This is a genomic window from Methylorubrum rhodesianum, from assembly GCF_014199985.1.
Lineage (GTDB): Bacteria > Pseudomonadota > Alphaproteobacteria > Rhizobiales > Beijerinckiaceae > Methylobacterium > Methylobacterium rhodesianum.
Window position 1 is genome coordinate 84393 of sequence record NZ_JACHOS010000013.1, and the last position, 14549, is coordinate 98941.

At 69.1% G+C, this 14549-nt stretch carries 13 protein-coding genes; 7 read left to right on the forward strand and 6 right to left on the reverse strand.

Annotated features, from left to right (window positions below):
* The first annotated feature begins 100 nt into the window (after window positions 1-100).
* On the forward strand, window positions 101-883 hold the full coding sequence (locus tag HNR01_RS19035; protein WP_183669114.1) for a restriction endonuclease: 783 nt from the start codon (window positions 101-103) through the stop codon (window positions 881-883).
* A 2-nt stretch (window positions 884-885) separates the two neighbouring features.
* On the opposite strand, the gene HNR01_RS19040 is transcribed toward HNR01_RS19035, so the two are convergent.
* Window positions 886-2178 carry a PepSY-associated TM helix domain-containing protein gene (locus tag HNR01_RS19040; RefSeq protein ID WP_183669116.1) on the reverse strand — a complete coding sequence of 431 codons (1293 nt, stop codon included), beginning with the start codon at window positions 2176-2178 and terminating at the stop codon, window positions 886-888.
* A 461-nt stretch (window positions 2179-2639) separates the two neighbouring features.
* On the opposite strand from HNR01_RS19040, the gene HNR01_RS19045 reads away from it, so the two are divergent.
* Together HNR01_RS19045 and HNR01_RS19050 are read left to right on the forward strand one after the other, a co-directional pair.
* Window positions 2640-4817, forward strand: coding sequence for a transglycosylase domain-containing protein (locus HNR01_RS19045; protein ID WP_183669118.1), 2178 nt, complete (start codon window positions 2640-2642; stop codon window positions 4815-4817).
* A gap of 289 nt (window positions 4818-5106) precedes the next feature.
* A complete protein-coding gene (locus HNR01_RS19050) occupies window positions 5107-6174 on the forward strand; it encodes an adenylate/guanylate cyclase domain-containing protein (protein WP_017483304.1) in 1068 nt (355 codons plus the stop codon).
* Window positions 6175-6193: 19 nt separating this feature from the next.
* Here the strand turns inward: HNR01_RS19050 and HNR01_RS19055 are convergent, their stop codons facing one another.
* Window positions 6194-6592 (reverse strand): MAPEG family protein, encoded by a 399-nt coding sequence (locus HNR01_RS19055; RefSeq protein ID WP_183669120.1) that lies wholly within the window; start codon window positions 6590-6592, stop codon window positions 6194-6196.
* Between the two features lie 299 nt (window positions 6593-6891).
* On the opposite strand from HNR01_RS19055, the gene HNR01_RS19060 reads away from it, so the two are divergent.
* Together HNR01_RS19060 and HNR01_RS19065 are read left to right on the forward strand one after the other, a co-directional pair.
* Window positions 6892-7797, forward strand: coding sequence for a ParA family protein (locus HNR01_RS19060; RefSeq protein WP_183669122.1), 906 nt, complete (start codon window positions 6892-6894; stop codon window positions 7795-7797).
* Window positions 7787-8320: a hypothetical protein gene (locus tag HNR01_RS19065; RefSeq protein ID WP_183669124.1), complete on the forward strand. Its 534-nt coding sequence runs from the start codon at window positions 7787-7789 to the stop codon at window positions 8318-8320. The genes HNR01_RS19060 and HNR01_RS19065 overlap by 11 nt, the downstream gene beginning before the upstream one ends.
* A gap of 73 nt (window positions 8321-8393) precedes the next feature.
* Here the strand turns inward: HNR01_RS19065 and HNR01_RS19070 are convergent, their stop codons facing one another.
* The 3 genes from HNR01_RS19070 to groES all read right to left on the reverse strand — a co-directional run bounded on the left by HNR01_RS19070 (window position 8394) and on the right by groES (window position 10906).
* Window positions 8394-8672, reverse strand: coding sequence for a hypothetical protein (locus HNR01_RS19070; protein ID WP_309236209.1), 279 nt, complete (start codon window positions 8670-8672; stop codon window positions 8394-8396).
* A gap of 218 nt (window positions 8673-8890) precedes the next feature.
* Window positions 8891-10531, reverse strand: a complete 1641-nt coding sequence (gene groL, locus HNR01_RS19075; RefSeq protein ID WP_017483299.1) for a chaperonin GroEL — start codon at window positions 10529-10531, stop codon at window positions 8891-8893.
* Between the two features lie 84 nt (window positions 10532-10615).
* Window positions 10616-10906, reverse strand: coding sequence for a co-chaperone GroES (groES, locus tag HNR01_RS19080; RefSeq protein ID WP_012457015.1), 291 nt, complete (start codon window positions 10904-10906; stop codon window positions 10616-10618).
* Between the two features lie 214 nt (window positions 10907-11120).
* Between groES and HNR01_RS19085 the strand changes: the two genes are divergently transcribed.
* Entirely contained in the window at window positions 11121-12125 is a 1005-nt protein-coding gene (locus HNR01_RS19085; RefSeq protein ID WP_153873259.1) for a magnesium transporter CorA family protein, read from the forward strand.
* A gap of 42 nt (window positions 12126-12167) precedes the next feature.
* On the opposite strand, the gene HNR01_RS19090 is transcribed toward HNR01_RS19085, so the two are convergent.
* A complete protein-coding gene (locus tag HNR01_RS19090; protein ID WP_183669127.1) occupies window positions 12168-12809 on the reverse strand; it encodes a MarC family protein in 642 nt (213 codons plus the stop codon).
* 211 nt (window positions 12810-13020) lie between these two features.
* Between HNR01_RS19090 and HNR01_RS19095 the strand changes: the two genes are divergently transcribed.
* Window positions 13021-14481: a lipopolysaccharide biosynthesis protein gene (locus HNR01_RS19095; RefSeq protein ID WP_183669129.1), complete on the forward strand. Its 1461-nt coding sequence runs from the start codon at window positions 13021-13023 to the stop codon at window positions 14479-14481.
* Window positions 14482-14549: the final 68 nt, after the last annotated feature.

Consider the following 14549-nt stretch of genomic DNA (forward strand, 5'->3'; position numbering starts at 1 on the left):
GATGGTGAGGTGAGGCAGCGGCGTTAGAGGTCGGGCAACTCCTCGAAAGGACAGTCTTCCCGCATGCCGGGCCCGGGGCCGGCCTTTCGCGGGAGATGTGATGTCCGGCCGGTCGCCCACCGCCACGCGCCTGTTCTGGGTCGCCGTCATCGGGGGATGCGCCAGCCTCCGCTACGGAGCGCCGGCCTTGTCTGCGACGGGAGCGGCCTGCCTCGCCATCCTCCTCCACCGCCTCGATCGCCCGCGCCGGTTCCGCGCGCTCGTGCGCCGCATCGCCCGGCGTCACGCTCCGACGCTGGCGCTGAGACGGCGGCAGGAATGCTTCGTCGACGCTTACGGCAACACCATCGAGGATGGCTGGCTGCGCGAGCGCGCGTACTTCGTCGAGCGCACCGTGCTGCCGCTGGTCGGGGAGCGTGGATTCTCCGAGGACGCCGAGCCGCGCTTCGAGGAGATGCTGGCGATCGTCGAGCGCGTCGCCTGCGCGCACGAACTGCCCGACGAGGTCGACACGCCGGAGGACGGCATCGCCTACGAGCGTTACTGTGCCGAGCGTCTCGGCGAAGCGGGATGGGATGCTCGGCCGACGGGCGCGAGCGGCGACCAGGGCTGCGACGTGATCGCCGAGAAGGCGGGCGTGCGCCTCGTCGTGCAATGTAAGCGCTACGGACGGCCGGTCGGCAACGCGGCGGTGCAGGAGGTCGCGGCAGCGGCCCTGCACTGGTCCGGTCAGATGGCGGCCGTGGTGTCGAATGCCGGGTTCACGCCAGCCGCCCGCAAGCTCGCCGGCACGACCGGCGTCCTGCTCCTGCACCACGACGATCTTACGACCTTGGCGCCGACACGCCGGGCCGGACGTCGAGGACTGACGGTCGGCCGCTGAGGCTACTCCGCCGGAACGGAACGGCCGAAGGGCTGCGCGACGGCCTTGCGGCGCACGGAGAGCCGCGCGGCGCGCTTGCGCCACCAGATCACCACGCCGGTGACCGAGAGCATCGCCACGACGAGACCCATGATCGAGATCAGGATGCGGCCGGGCAGGCCGAGGATGCGGCCCGAATGGACCGGAAACTGCGCCTGCACGAAGAGATCGGCGGCGGTGCCGACCCAGGGCTGGCGATCGCCGATCACCCGGCCGTCCCGCCCGTCGAAGTAGATCGCCGCCGGCCCGACGCCCGCGGCGCCGTGGTCGTCGCCGGGCTCGAAATAGCGCGCGGTGTAGAAACCCTGCAGCGGCGTGTAGGCCAGCGCGCCGACGGGCTCCTTCCAGCCGCGGCGCTGACCTTCCGCCTGCGCCGAATCGAGAATTCGAGCGTAATCCACGCCCGGCTCGATCGGCTTGAGCGGCGAGACGAAGGGGCGGGTGTTCGTCGGATCGGGCGTCACCTGCGAGACGCTCGACATCAGCGGCAGGAACACTTCCCGGTAGAGATTGAGTGAGAACGCCGTGAAGGCGAGCAGGAACAGCAGCGCGAAGGTCCAGAGGCTGAAGGCGCGGTGCAGATCGAAGGTCATCCGGTAGCCGCTGCCCGAGGTCTTCACCTTCCAGGCCGGCTTCCAGCGCGACCACCAGCCCCGGCCGAGTTGCCGCTCCACCGCAGCCGGACGCGCCGGGTTGGCGGCCTTGCGCACCGGCAGCGTCAGGTAGAAGCCGACGAAGGAATCGAGCATCCAGACGATGGCGACGATTCCGAGCAGCCAGATGCCCCAGCGCTCCTCGCCCCACATCTCCGGCAGGTGCAGGGAGAAGTGCAGCTTGTACAGGAACGAGATCAGCGTCTCGCGGGTAATCGGCCAGACCTGACCCCATTCCCGCCGGCCGAGTTCGGCTCCCGTCACGGGGTCGAGAAAGACCTGATTGTAGCCGAGGGCATACAGCTTGCCCGTCGCGGCATCGACCCGAGGCACGACGAACAGGGTGAGCGCCTCGCCGGGCTCGGCCGCCAGCGGGAGATAGGCGACGCGGGCATGCGGCTCCCGGGCCTCGAACTGGTGCGCGAGGTCGAGGGCGGGCATCGCCGCGCCGCGGCTCGCGACCGTGTGGAGATGCGGGTTCAGCCAGTCGTCGAGTTCGTGATCCCAGGAGATCACCGCGCCGGTCAGCCCCGCCACGAGGAGGAAGGCGGCGACCGTCAGACCCGCCCAGCGGTGGAGCAGAACGAAAACGGAGCGCACCATCGAACCCTCGAGCCTCGTTCCTGGGCGGCTCAGCCGGCGCCATCGGAAACGGGCAGGACTTCGGTCCCCGGACGCGCTGTCTGGGTCCAGTTCAGTCCGGCCGCCGGTTGCCGCCGCCGCGGGAGCGGGACCCTCGATAAAGGCAGTTGCCGCGGCGCGCCAGCCCGTCGCCGGCTCTCGGATCGCGTGCGAGACGATCACGCATGAAGATCCGGTAAAGCCGGGTCCGGCAGCGTCCGGCTGGCTTAACAACCCTTAAACCCGCCGCATTTACTCTCTCTGTCGCAAGCGGGGGAACCGCCGTGCCGCAGGGCGGGCCGGCGGCGCCGTCCGAAGGGATCGGTCCGGCGGTGATGAGCTGGGCCGGCATTTCGACAAGGGGAGCACGGTCGCGGGAGGCCCCGAAGGCTCGAAGGATGATCCTTCGAGGACCGAGCGGCAGCCCAGGACGCACGGAACGCATGGCGCAGTCTCGCGGACGCAAACCACGCAGCGAACCCACTTTCGACATTCCCGAAGGGAGCGAGCCGGGCCGCCTCGACGTGCGCCTGTCGCGCAACGACCGGTCGGCGGGTGGCCAGCGCATGTCGTCCGGACGCTCGGCATCGAAGGCGCCCGCGCGCAAGGCGTCCGGCGGCCGTGGAGGCCGGCGCCCGCCGCGGCGGCGCTCCTGGCTCGGGCGGCTGATCTATGCCGGCGTCGTGCTCGGGATCTGGGCGGTGATCGGGCTCGCCGGGCTCATCGCCTATCACGCCTCGCAGCTGCCGCCGATCGATCAGCTCGCCGTGCCGAAGCGGCCGCCCAACATCGCCATCCTCGCCAGTGACGGCAGCCTGCTCGCCAATCGCGGCGAGACGGGCGGACGCGTGGTCTCGATCAAGGAGCTGCCGCCCTACCTGCCCCGTGCCTTCGTCGCCATTGAGGACCGCCGCTTCTACGACCATTTCGGCATCGATCCGATCGGCGTCGCCCGCGCCATCGCGCAGAACCTGACCCGCCGTGGCGTGGCGCAGGGCGGCTCGACCCTGACCCAGCAGCTCGCCAAGAACCTATTCCTGACGCCCGAGCGCTCCGCCTCGCGAAAGATCCAGGAGGCGATCCTGGCGCTGTGGCTGGAGCACAAATACACCAAGGACGAGATCCTCGAACTCTACCTCAACCGAGTCTATTTCGGCGCCGGCGCCTACGGCGTCGAGGCGGCGGCGCAGCGCTATTTCGGCAAGCCTGCCAAGAACGTGACGCTGGCGGAGGCCGCCATGCTCGGCGGCCTCGTCCAGGCGCCCTCGCGGCTCGCGCCCAACCGAAACCTGAAGGCGGCTCAGGCCCGCGCCGGCCAGGTGCTCGCGGCGATGGAGGAGCTGGGCTTTGCCAAGGGCCCGGACGTGAAGGTGGCGCTGGCGCAGCCGGCGCGGCCGGCCTCGACCCGCGGCGGCGGCTCGCAGAACTACGTCGCCGACCTTGTGATGGACGTGCTCGACGACTTCCTGCCGAAATTCGACGAGGACATCGTCGTCGCCACCACCGTGGATGCCAGCATGCAGGCCGCGGGAGAGAAGGCGCTCACCGACGAGTTGAACGCCAAGGGCACCCGCTACAACGTTGCGCAGGGCGCGCTGGTCTCGATGCGGCCGGACGGGGCGATCCGCGCCCTCGTCGGCGGGCGCGACTACGCGCAGAGCCAGTTCAACCGCGCCACCACCGCCAGGCGCCAGCCGGGCTCCGCCTTCAAGCCCTTCGTCTACCTCGCCGCCGTCGATCGCGGCCTGACTCCCGACACGGTCCGAGACGACGCGCCCGTGCGCATCGGCAACTGGGCGCCGGAGAACTACTCGCACAACTACCGCGGTCCGGTTTCCCTGCGCGAGGCGCTGGCGCTGTCGCTCAACACGGTCGCGGTGAAACTCGGGCAGGAGGTCGGTCCGAAGGCGGTGGTGCAGACCGCCCAGCGGCTTGGCATCGCCTCGCCGCTCCAGGCCAACGGCTCGATCGCGCTCGGCACCTCCGAGGTGACGCCGCTCGAACTGGTGGGAGCCTACTGCGCCTTCGCCAACGGCGGCACCGGCGTGATCCCCTACGTCATCGCCGGCATCAAGAGCGCCACCGGCAAGGTGCTCTACAAGCGCGGAGAGGGTGGCCTCGGCCGCGTCATCGATCCGAACGCCGTCGGCATGATGAACGCCATGATGCACGACGTCTTCACCATGGGCACGGCGAAGAAGGCCGATATTTCCGGCTGGGAACTCGCCGGCAAGACCGGCACCAGCCAGGAGTTCCGCGACGCATGGTTCGTCGGCTACTCGGCCACGCTGGTGACGGGGGTCTGGCTCGGCAACGACGACGGCGAGCCGACGAAGCGCGCCTCGGGCGGTAGCCTGCCGGTCGACATCTGGAAGGCCTACATGACCACGGCGCTCAAGGGCGAGAAGCCCGTGGGCCTGCCGGGCCTGAACCGTTGGCGGGCGCCGCGGCCCGAGGCGCAGCCGGAGCGCGATTCCGGCCCCGGCGGCCTGATCGGCGCGCTGCTCGGCGAACCGGAGCAGACCGCCTCCGCCCTCCCCCCCCGCCCCGTGGGCCGGGAGCGGGGGCCGAGCCGGGACGACCGCAACTTCCTCGAGAAACTGTTCGGGGTCGGCGAATAGGCTTCGCCCTTCCGATGCGGCGGGGCGCTCAATCCCTTCCGCGCGGTCGGAGGCGAAAAAATTTATGGTCCGCCTCGAACGTGGCGTGCGGCTGTGCGCCACATTCGCGCCACGTTGCAGGCATGAGCCTTCGACGGCCTGAAGTGGATCGGAAGTTTTCCCGAACCTCCTGATCGGCGACGGAAGGAGCCCCCGTGTCGACCCGCCTGCCTGACCGTTGCACGCCTGCCCTCAGGGCCGCCGTGCACGGGCCGGGTACTTCCTCCGACGGCTGCCGGAGCCCGAACTGATGCTGCCGCACCATCGCTGGTTCTGGCTCCTCATCCTTCTCGCCTCGGGCGGGGCGGGGTTGCTCTACAACGTCATCTTCGCTGGCGGCGCGTCGCCCCTGGCAGGCTTCACCTACGGCCTCTGCGTCGGCATCTCGGCGCTGGCCTTCGACCGGGGCGTTCTGCTCGCCGGCGTCCAGTCGCGCATCCGCCGCCTGCCGGCCGGATTGTACGTCGTGGCGGCGGAGCTCTCCTACGTGGCGATGATCGTCGTCGGCAACGCGCTCGGCGGCTTCGTCGTCTGGCTGCTCGGTCTGACCGGCGACAGCCTGGAGGAGGCGGTGCGCACCACGCCACGGGTGCTGGCCTACGCGCTCGCTGTCTCGGCGCTCCTCGTTTTCGTGATCCGCATGCGCGACCTGATCGGCGGAGAGGTCTTCATCAACTTTCTCGTCGGGCGCTATCACCGCCCGGTGGAGGAGGAGCGCATTTTCCTGTTCCTCGACGTCGTCGGATCCACCGCCTTCGCCGAGACTCACGGCGACCTGCGGGCACAGGAGTATCTCAGCGCCGTCTTCGCCACCCTCGCGGAGCCCGTGCGCCGGTTCTACGGCTCGACCGACGACTATATCGGCGACCTCGCCATGATCACCTGGCCGATGGAGCGCGGCCTGAAGGACGCGCGCTGCGTCGAATGCCTGTTTGCCGTGCGCGAGCGGATTGAAGCGGAGGCGGAAGCGTGGGAGGCGCGGTTCGGCACCGTTCCGCGGCTGCGGGCCGGCCTGCATGGCGGCCGGGTGATCACCGCCGAAGTCGGCGTGGACCGGCACAAGATCGCCTATTTCGGCGATGCGGTGAACGTGGTGGCCCGCGTTGAGGCCCTGTGCCGCCCCCTCGGCGTCGATACCCTGATCTCCGAGGATCTGTTGAAGCGGCTGCCGCGCTTGCCCGAAGGGGTCGTCGTCAGGCCACTCGGCACGCATTCCTTGCGCGGGCGCGGCCAGCCGCTCTCCGTAGCGACGCTGGAACGCGAGGGCGCGGCGCCGCTCGCGAGGGGGAGCGCGCCGCGCGTTGCCGCCGCGCCCTAGGCACGGGAGCGCCGGCCGGTCAGCCCACGCGCAGGAGCAGCAGGAGCGCGACGATCGCCATGACGGCGATCGTCGCGAGGATTCCGCCGCCGCGGCAGGCGAACTGGCGCGGCGAGTTCTCCGGTGCGAACATTCCGATCGGGTGCAGGATGCGCGCGATCACGAGCACGATCAGCAGGCCCTGGATCCACCCCTGGGAGCCGCCGCCCGCCTCGTAGAGCGCGATCAGCAGCAGGGTCATCGGCACGTATTCCTGGAAGTTGCCGTGCGAGCGGATGCGGCGCTGGAGGCCATCCTGGCCGCCGTCGCCGAACAGGACGTTGCCGCTGACGCGACCGCCGATCACCCAACCGGACAGGCCGGCATAGATCAGCCCCAGGATCGCGCCGTAGAAGGCCGTGGTGGTTGGAAAGATCACAGCGCTGAACCTCGGATCGAAGGGCTCCCGCCGGGTGGCGGATGTCGTTGGCGCTTCGCAAAATAGGATTATGCGCGGCGTGTTCCGCCCGTACCCGCGATCACGAAGGCGTATTCCGTCCGATACGGGCGCGGATCGGCCACCGAGATCCGCCGCCGGCCGGCGCGCCGTCGAGTGACAGTCGGCACTCTGCCGAAAGGCGTTGACGGCCTCCGGCAAGGATCGATGCGCTAGAGTGCCGTCGAACGGCCCGGCTTGCGCGCGGGGCGGGGCCGGATGCCGGGACCGTTTCAGAGGGGATGTCGGTGGGCGGAAAGCTGATCGCGGTGGCGAACATGAAGGGCGGGGTCGGCAAGACCACCACCGTCGTCATGCTTGCCGAGGCGCTGGCTGCCGGCGGGGCGCGGGTGCTCGTGGTCGATCTCGATCCGCAGGCGAGCGTGTCGGTCTGCCTCGCGGGCGACCAGCTGCTCGGTGAGATGATCGTCCGCGGCCGCACCCTGGAAGCCTATCTCGCCCTCAAGCTCATCACCCGCCTCAAGCCGGACCTCTCCGCCCGGATCCAGCCCGGCGTCAGCCTGACCGTCCACAAGAACCGGCCGTTGTCACTCGCGTTGCTCCCGTCTGGTCCGCATCTGCGCCTCGTCGAGCGCGAGATCCTCTACGAGCTGACCGAGCGCAAATTCTCGATGCACGCCATCGACGAGAAGCTGTGGTCGATCTTCCAGGAGGATTTCGTGCCGCTGGCCGAGCGGTACGACTACATCTTCTTCGATTGCGCGCCCGGCATCTCACCGATGACGGAAGTGGCGGTGCGGGCCGCCGACCTCGTGCTCGTGACCTCGATCCCCGATTTTCTCTCAACCTACGGTCTCAATGCCTTCGTCGAGTCGATCTGGCGGCGCCCCGCCCGACAGGGCAGCCACATCGTCCCGAGGAGCGCACCGCACGTACTGGTCACCCGCTTCCAGGCCCAGGTGCGACAGCATCAGCGGACCTTGGCCAGGCTTCAGGCCGAGGCGAGGTCCGACGACGCCGGCTTCCATCTGCTCGAAACCCGCATCCCTCAGGCGGCGGCGCTTGCCGAAGCACTGGTTCCCGTCGATGGCGCGCCGCCGACCTTCTCCGCCAAGTACGGCGCCCATGTTCCCAACGTGCTGATTCCGCTCGTCGCGGAAGTGAAGGAAGTCCTCCATGGCTCTTGACGTCGATGGCTACGCCGTCCTGCAGGCGATGGCCTCCGCGCCGGAAGCGTTTCCCGACATCCGTACCGAAGTCCCCAAGGTCGCCCGCATCCTCGTCGTCAAGCAGCTCAAGGCGCGGACCTTGCGCGTGGCGTCGCTGCGCATGATCCGCGAGATCCTGGGCAGCGAGAGCTTCGCCCTGATCGCCGACGGCATGTCGGAGGCGGAGGTGAAGGGCCTCGTGACCCGCCTCGACCCGCACCACCCCTCGCTGAAGACCGCGACACCGGGTTGGCATCGCCACCGCCTCGCCGCCCTCGCCGCCGGGGACGCGCCGTTCCGCAAGGGCGAGACCCGGGCCGAGGACGCGGCGACGACGGCCCGTCGCGTCGAGCCGCCGCCGGAGCGCGCACTCGCCAGCCGTCCCTTCGCCGCGGTGTGGGACGGCAAGGACCACGACGCGCCGGCCGCGAAAGAGGGCCGCGAGAAGAAGGGCAAGGACAAGGATCAGAAGGAGCGGAAGGGCAAGAAGAAGAAGGGCTGAATGCCCCTCACGAAGGGGCCGTCCCGAACGACGGGCGCCACTTCATTCGATGAGACGGGGCGGAAGCGACGGATCAAGCCTCGTCGGGGAACAGAATCGCGTAGCGGGCTTCGAGAGCGGCGAGCCGGCCCTGCCCTTCCAGCACGGCGACCCGGTGCTGGCGGGTCACGCCGAGGAGGCCGTCAGCCATCTCCCCTTCACCGCAGAGCCGGGCCCGATCGGCGATCTGCGAGAGCTGATCGGCCATCAGGCCGTCGATCCGTATTCCATCCGCCAGCGCCTGCATCAGGCTCAGCATCTCCTCGCGGATATGCATGTGCGGCGTCGAGGAGGCGGGAGTTCGGTCCGTCACGGTGCTCGCGGAAGTCGGGCCGACAACATCGGAGGGCGGCTGGGACGAAGCTGCCGGGACCCGGTGCCCGCGGCCACTGCATAGGATATTTTCCGCGCGCTTTTCCCGCTGTGAGATCTGCAGCACTCTGGTGCTCGCCCGCAGCATCCAGGATCACCAATGAGAAAGGGGCCGCCTCGCGGCGACCCCTCCTCTCGTCCTTGGCTGAGTGCGTGGACTTAGAAGTCCATGCCGCCCATGCCGCCGCCGGGCATCGCCGGGGCCGGGCTGTCCTTCTTCGGCGCGTCGGCGACCATGGCTTCCGTGGTCACCAGCAGGCCGGCGACGGAGGCCGCGTCCTGAAGGGCGGTGCGCACGACCTTGGCCGGGTCGACGATGCCGGCCTGGATCATGTCGACGTACTCTTCGGTCTGGGCGTTGAAGCCGTAGGTCTCGGAGCCGGTGTTGTCGGTGATCTTGCCGACGACGATCGAGCCCTCGACGCCCGCGTTCTGGGCGATCTGGCGCAGCGGCGCCTCAAGCGCCTTGAGCACGATCTTGATGCCGGCCTGGACGTCCGGGACCTCGGACTTCAGCTCGGCGACCGCCTTCTTGGCGCGCAGGAGCGCGGTGCCGCCGCCGGGAACGATGCCCTCTTCCACCGCGGCGCGGGTGGCGTTGAGCGCGTCGTCCACGCGGTCCTTCTTCTCCTTGACCTCGACCTCGGTCGCGCCGCCGACGCGGATCACCGCGACGCCGCCCGCGAGCTTGGCCAGACGCTCCTGGAGCTTCTCACGATCGTAGTCCGAGGTGGTCTCCTCGATCTGCGCCTTGATCTGACCGACGCGGGCCTCGATGTCGGCCTTCTCGCCGAGACCGTCGATGATCGTGGTGTTCTCCTTCTCGATGCGGACGCGCTTGGCGCGGCCGAGCATCGGCAGGGCGACGTTCTCGAGCTTGATGCCGAGATCCTCGGAGATGGTCTGGCCCTTGGTGAGGATCGCGATGTCCTCGAGCATCGCCTTGCGGCGGTCGCCGAAGCCCGGAGCCTTCACCGCCGCGACCTTCAGGCCGCCGCGCAGCTTGTTCACGACGAGGGTCGCAAGCGCCTCGCCCTCGATGTCCTCGGCGATGATGAGCAGCGGCTTGCCGGTCTGCACCACGGCCTCGAGCACCGGCAGCATCGGCTGGAGCGAGGAGAGCTTCTTCTCGTGGATGAGGATGTAGGGGTCCTCGAGCTCGGCGACCATCTTCTCCGCGTTCGTGACGAAGTACGGGGAGAGATAGCCGCGGTCGAACTGCATGCCCTCGACAACGTCGAGCTCGGTCTCGGCGGTCTTGGCCTCCTCGACGGTGATGACGCCCTCGTTGCCCACCTTCTGCATGGCGTGGGCGATCATCTCGCCGATCTCCTTGTCGCCGTTGGCGGAGATCGTGCCGACCTGGGCCACTTCCTCGGAAGAGGCGACCTTCTTGGCGCGGGCGGTGATGTCCTTCACGGCGGCCTGGGTCGCGAGGTCGATGCCGCGCTTCAGGTCCATCGGGTTGATGCCGGCGGCGACGAACTTGGCGCCCTCGCGGACGATCGCCTGGGCCAGCACCGTCGCGGTGGTGGTGCCGTCACCGGCGATGTCGTTGGTCTTCGAGGCCACTTCGCGCACCATCTGGGCGCCCATGTTCTCGAACTTGTCGGCGAGCTCGATCTCCTTGGCGACCGTCACACCGTCCTTGGTGATGCGGGGCGCGCCGAAGCTCTTCTCGATGACGACGTTGCGGCCCTTGGGGCCGAGGGTGACCTTGACGGCATCCGCGAGGATGTCGACGCCGCGCAGCATCTTGTCGCGAGCGTCGGCGGAGAAACGAACGTCTTTCGCTGCCATGTGAGTACCTGCCTCAGATGAGAGTGTCGGAAAGCCCTGAAGCCAGCGGGAGCGGCCTCCAAGGGCGGTGAAGCGGGCGCAGCCTTAGGCGGCGACGACGCCCATGATGTCGGATTCCTTCATGATCAGGAGATCCTGGCCGTCGATCTTGACCTCGGTGCCGGACCACTTGCCGAACAGCACGCGGTCACCGACCTTGACGTCGAGGGCGTTGACGCGGCCCTGCTCGTCGCGGGCGCCGGGGCCGACGGCGACGATCTCGCCCTCTTGCGGCTTCTCCTTGGCGGTATCCGGGATGATGATGCCGCCCTTCGTCTTCTCTTCGCTCTCGATGCGACGGACGACGACGCGGTCGTGCAGCGGACGGAACTTCATGAGCTGCCCTCTTGCTTCGAAATGGCGGTTGGTCTTCATGCGGCCGGGACGACCGCGCTCCACCTGCTTGTTAGCACTCTAAACCGGTGAGTGCTAACGACGGCCGCGAGATAGGCGCGGGCCGTTTTCGAGTCAAGGCGCAGCTTCTTTCCCCCTGCGGCGTTTCTGCACGAATTTTTCCGCGCCTCTCGCGCGACAGGGACGATCTCTCCCCATGATGAGCCTGCACGGGGCAAACGGCGCGGTCGAGCACGGCGGCGGAGCGGACGGCGCAAGCCTGCCCGATCACGCGGTGTGGATCGACCTGAACGATCCGACAGCGGAAGAGGCGGCGCAGGTCGAGCGGAAGACCGGCATCCGCATCCCGTCGCGCGCGGCGTTGAGCGAGGTCGAATCGTCGAGCCGCCTGCGGCGCAACCGCGACGGACTCTCGCTCTCGACGCCGATGGTGACCTTCGATCGCTCGGATTTCAGCCTGAAGCCGCTGGGCTTCCTGCTGACCGCCGATCACCTCGTCACCGTGCGCTTCCACGAGATGCGGGCGTTCGCGGCGGTGCGCAAACGTGTGGATGACGGGGACGGCGACGGCAGCACCAGCACGCGCATGTTCCTGCTCGTCGTCGAGGAACTCGTCGACAATCTCGCCGACCTGCTGGAGGAAATGTCGGGCGACCTCGACAGTCTCTCCACCCGCATCTTCGACTTCGATGCCGGTGCGCGCCCGGGAGCGCGGAAGGGCGACACCACGGCTCCCAAGCGCCGGGACCTGGCGTTGCGCCGCCTGCTTCGCTCGGTCGGGCGCCACGGCAAGTCGCTGGCCAAGGTCCGCGCCAGCTTGCTCGGGCTCGGGCGGATCATCGCCTTCGCGAAGAGCGAGTGCCAGCAGGGGCTCGGCGAGGGCGACCTGCCCCGTTTCGACACCCTGGCGGGCGACATCGCCTCGATCGACGAGTTCGAGACACGGCTCTCCGAGACCGTCCAGTTCCTGCTCGACGCCACCCTCGGGCTCATCAACATCGAGCAGAACAACGCATTCCGCATCCTGACCGTCGTGTCGGTGGTCGGCGTTCCGCCCACTCTGGTCGCCTCGATTTACGGCATGAACTTCAAGCACATGCCCGAACTCGATTGGGCTTACGGCTATCCCTATGGTCTCGCCCTGATCGTGATCTCCGCGATCGCGCCGCTGCTGTACTTCCGCAAGCGGGGCTGGCTCTGACGCGGCTTCGCGGGACGCCCGCGTCTCGCGGCTTCATCCGCCTCAATGGCCGAGGCCGGGGAAAAGATTGCGCAGGCTCGTCACGATCATCTCCATCGCGACGGCGGCGAGGATCATGCCCATCAGCCGGCGCGTGATCGCGGTCGCCGTCGCCGACAGATGGCGGCCCAGCCAGGGAGCGGCGAGCAGCGCGGCCGTGAGGAGGACGAGAAAGGCGCCGACGCCGACCGCGACGTCCAGCCACTTGCCCTGGCTCTCGGCGGTGTGGCCGAACACGATGAGCGTGGCGATCGTGCCCGGACCGACGAGCAGAGGGATCGTCAGCGGGTAGATGGCGACGCTCTCCACATCGATCACGTCCTGCTTCCCCCCGGGATTGCGTCCATGCGCTCGGCTCGACGAGCCCTGCAGCATGGAGAGCGCGATCGTCAGGACGATCAGGCCACCCGCCAGGCGGAAGTCGTCGACGCTGAGCCCGAAGGCATCGAGGACGGCCTGTCCGCCGACCAGTGAGACGAGGCACCCGATGGTGGTCCCGAGGGCGGCTGTGCCGGCCACCCGCCGCCGCACCGCATCGGAGGCGCCCTCGGTCAGGGAGAGGAACACCGGCACGTTCGCGATCGGGTTCATGATGGCGAAGAGGGCGGCGAACACCTTCGTGACGAAGGGCAGATCCACAGACATCGCGAGCCTCGGTGTCGAGAGCCCCGCTCATAGCACGGCTCGGGCCTCGGCCGGGCTCCGTCGCGCCGGCATCGACCGGTCGTGAAGGCTCCGGCTGCCGGACGCGTCTGGGCCTCGCTGAGGCGACCGCCCCACAATTCAGGCTTTGTTGGCGGCTAGCTGCGAATCTCGCCGGCAGATCTCAGGCCGAGCGAGCAGCGCACCCCGTCCCATGGCCGTCATCGCCGCCTTCGTCCTCAATGCCGGGCTCAACTTCGTCCTCGGCATCGCCATCGCCCGGATGCTGGGGCCGGCCGATTTCGGCCGCTTCGCCCTGGCGACGGCCGGAGCGGTCGTGCTCAACACCCTCCTGTTCGAATGGCTGCGGCTCTCGGCGACGCGGTTCTACTCGGCGCGGGTGCGCGAGGCCGAGCCCTGGATCCGCCAGGGGCTCGACCGGGCCTACGGTGCCGTGGCGCTCGCGCTCTTCGCCGCCGCCGCCCTCTGCGCCGGCCTCGGGATCGCCGTCGATCCGACCCCTGAGGGCCGGCTGGTGATGACCGCCGGCACCATGGTCGCGGCGATCGGCATCGGTCTCTTCGATTATCACGCGGCGCTCGCCCGCGCCCGCTTCATCGGCGGCGCCTATCTCCGGCTCGTGGTGTGGAAGAACGCCCTCGCCTTCGTGCTGATGGCGGGCACCGCATGGCTGTTTCCGCAGCCGGTCTGGGTGCTGATCGCGGGGGGGATGAGCCAGTTCCTGGCGGTGATCCCGATGCGCAAGGTTCTCGGCGACAGGCTGCTCGGCCACGCCGCCGCCCTGCCCCGCGGACGGGTGAGGGAAACCCTGCGTCTGTTCGCGGCCTACGCCCTGCCCCTGATCGCCGCCAACGCGGTCTACCAGATCATGCCCTTTCTCAACCGCGCCGCCATTGCCGGGAGCGCGGGCTTTGCCGAGGCCGGCTATTTCGCCCTCGCCGCCGATCTCGGCTCCCGGGCCTTCTCGACGCTCGGCGCCGCGCTCGACCTGCTGCTGTTCCAGATCGCCGTGCAGGCCGAGGAGCATCACGGCCGCGAGGCCGCCGAGACGCAGGTCTCGCGCAACATCGCCATCGTGGTGGCGCTGCTCCTGCCCTGCGCCGCCGGCTACTGGGCGGTGACCGCGGCCCTGCAGGGGCTGATCGTGCCGGAGGAGTTCCGCGGTCCGTTCGCCGCCTACACCGACCTGCTGATCCCGGGCCTGTTATGCCTCTCGATCATGAACTTCGCGCTGAATCCGATCTTCCAGATCCGGCGCCGGACCAGCCCGGTCGTCTCCGCCGCTCTGGTCGGCTTGGCCGTCAACGGTCTCGGTCTCGTCCTCCTGCCGCGGTGGATCGGTCCGCAGGGCGTCGCTGTGGCGCAGACCCTCGGTCTCGTCGCGGCCGTGGTGGTGCTCGGCCTGCGGGCGCTGGCCGGGAGCGAGCGCCTGCGCCTGCCCGGTCGCGACCTCGCCCTGACCACGGGCGCCTGCCTCGCGATGGTCCTGGCCGTGCTGCCGTTCCGCCGCCTGGAGCCGGCGCTGGCTCTGCCGGCCTGCATCGTGGCCGGGGTGGCGGTCTACGGCGCGCTGGTCTGGTTCCTCGACATCGCGGGGCTGCGCACGGTGGCGCGGGAGCGTTTTCCGAAACGGCTCCCCGCGCCGGCCCGTTGACGCGTGTATGAAGGCCGGCTTGCCAGCTTCGTCCAATCGGGGTTTGTGTCCGGACGTTCTGGCGAAAC

Coding starts and splice junctions, on each gene's coding strand:
- HNR01_RS19035 (WP_183669114.1), top strand. CDS start 101: ATGTCCGGCCGGTCGCCCACCGCCACGCGCCTGTTCTGGGTCGCCGTC.
- HNR01_RS19040 (WP_183669116.1), bottom strand. CDS start 2,178: ATGGTGCGCTCCGTTTTCGTTCTGCTCCACCGCTGGGCGGGTCTGACG.
- HNR01_RS19045 (WP_183669118.1), top strand. CDS start 2,640: ATGGCGCAGTCTCGCGGACGCAAACCACGCAGCGAACCCACTTTCGAC.
- HNR01_RS19050 (WP_017483304.1), top strand. CDS start 5,107: ATGCTGCCGCACCATCGCTGGTTCTGGCTCCTCATCCTTCTCGCCTCG.
- HNR01_RS19060 (WP_183669122.1), top strand. CDS start 6,892: ATGTCGGTGGGCGGAAAGCTGATCGCGGTGGCGAACATGAAGGGCGGG.
- HNR01_RS19065 (WP_183669124.1), top strand. CDS start 7,787: ATGGCTCTTGACGTCGATGGCTACGCCGTCCTGCAGGCGATGGCCTCC.
- groL (WP_017483299.1), bottom strand. CDS start 10,531: ATGGCAGCGAAAGACGTTCGTTTCTCCGCCGACGCTCGCGACAAGATG.
- groES (WP_012457015.1), bottom strand. CDS start 10,906: ATGAAGTTCCGTCCGCTGCACGACCGCGTCGTCGTCCGTCGCATCGAG.
- HNR01_RS19085 (WP_153873259.1), top strand. CDS start 11,121: ATGATGAGCCTGCACGGGGCAAACGGCGCGGTCGAGCACGGCGGCGGA.
- HNR01_RS19090 (WP_183669127.1), bottom strand. CDS start 12,809: ATGTCTGTGGATCTGCCCTTCGTCACGAAGGTGTTCGCCGCCCTCTTC.
- HNR01_RS19095 (WP_183669129.1), top strand. CDS start 13,021: ATGGCCGTCATCGCCGCCTTCGTCCTCAATGCCGGGCTCAACTTCGTC.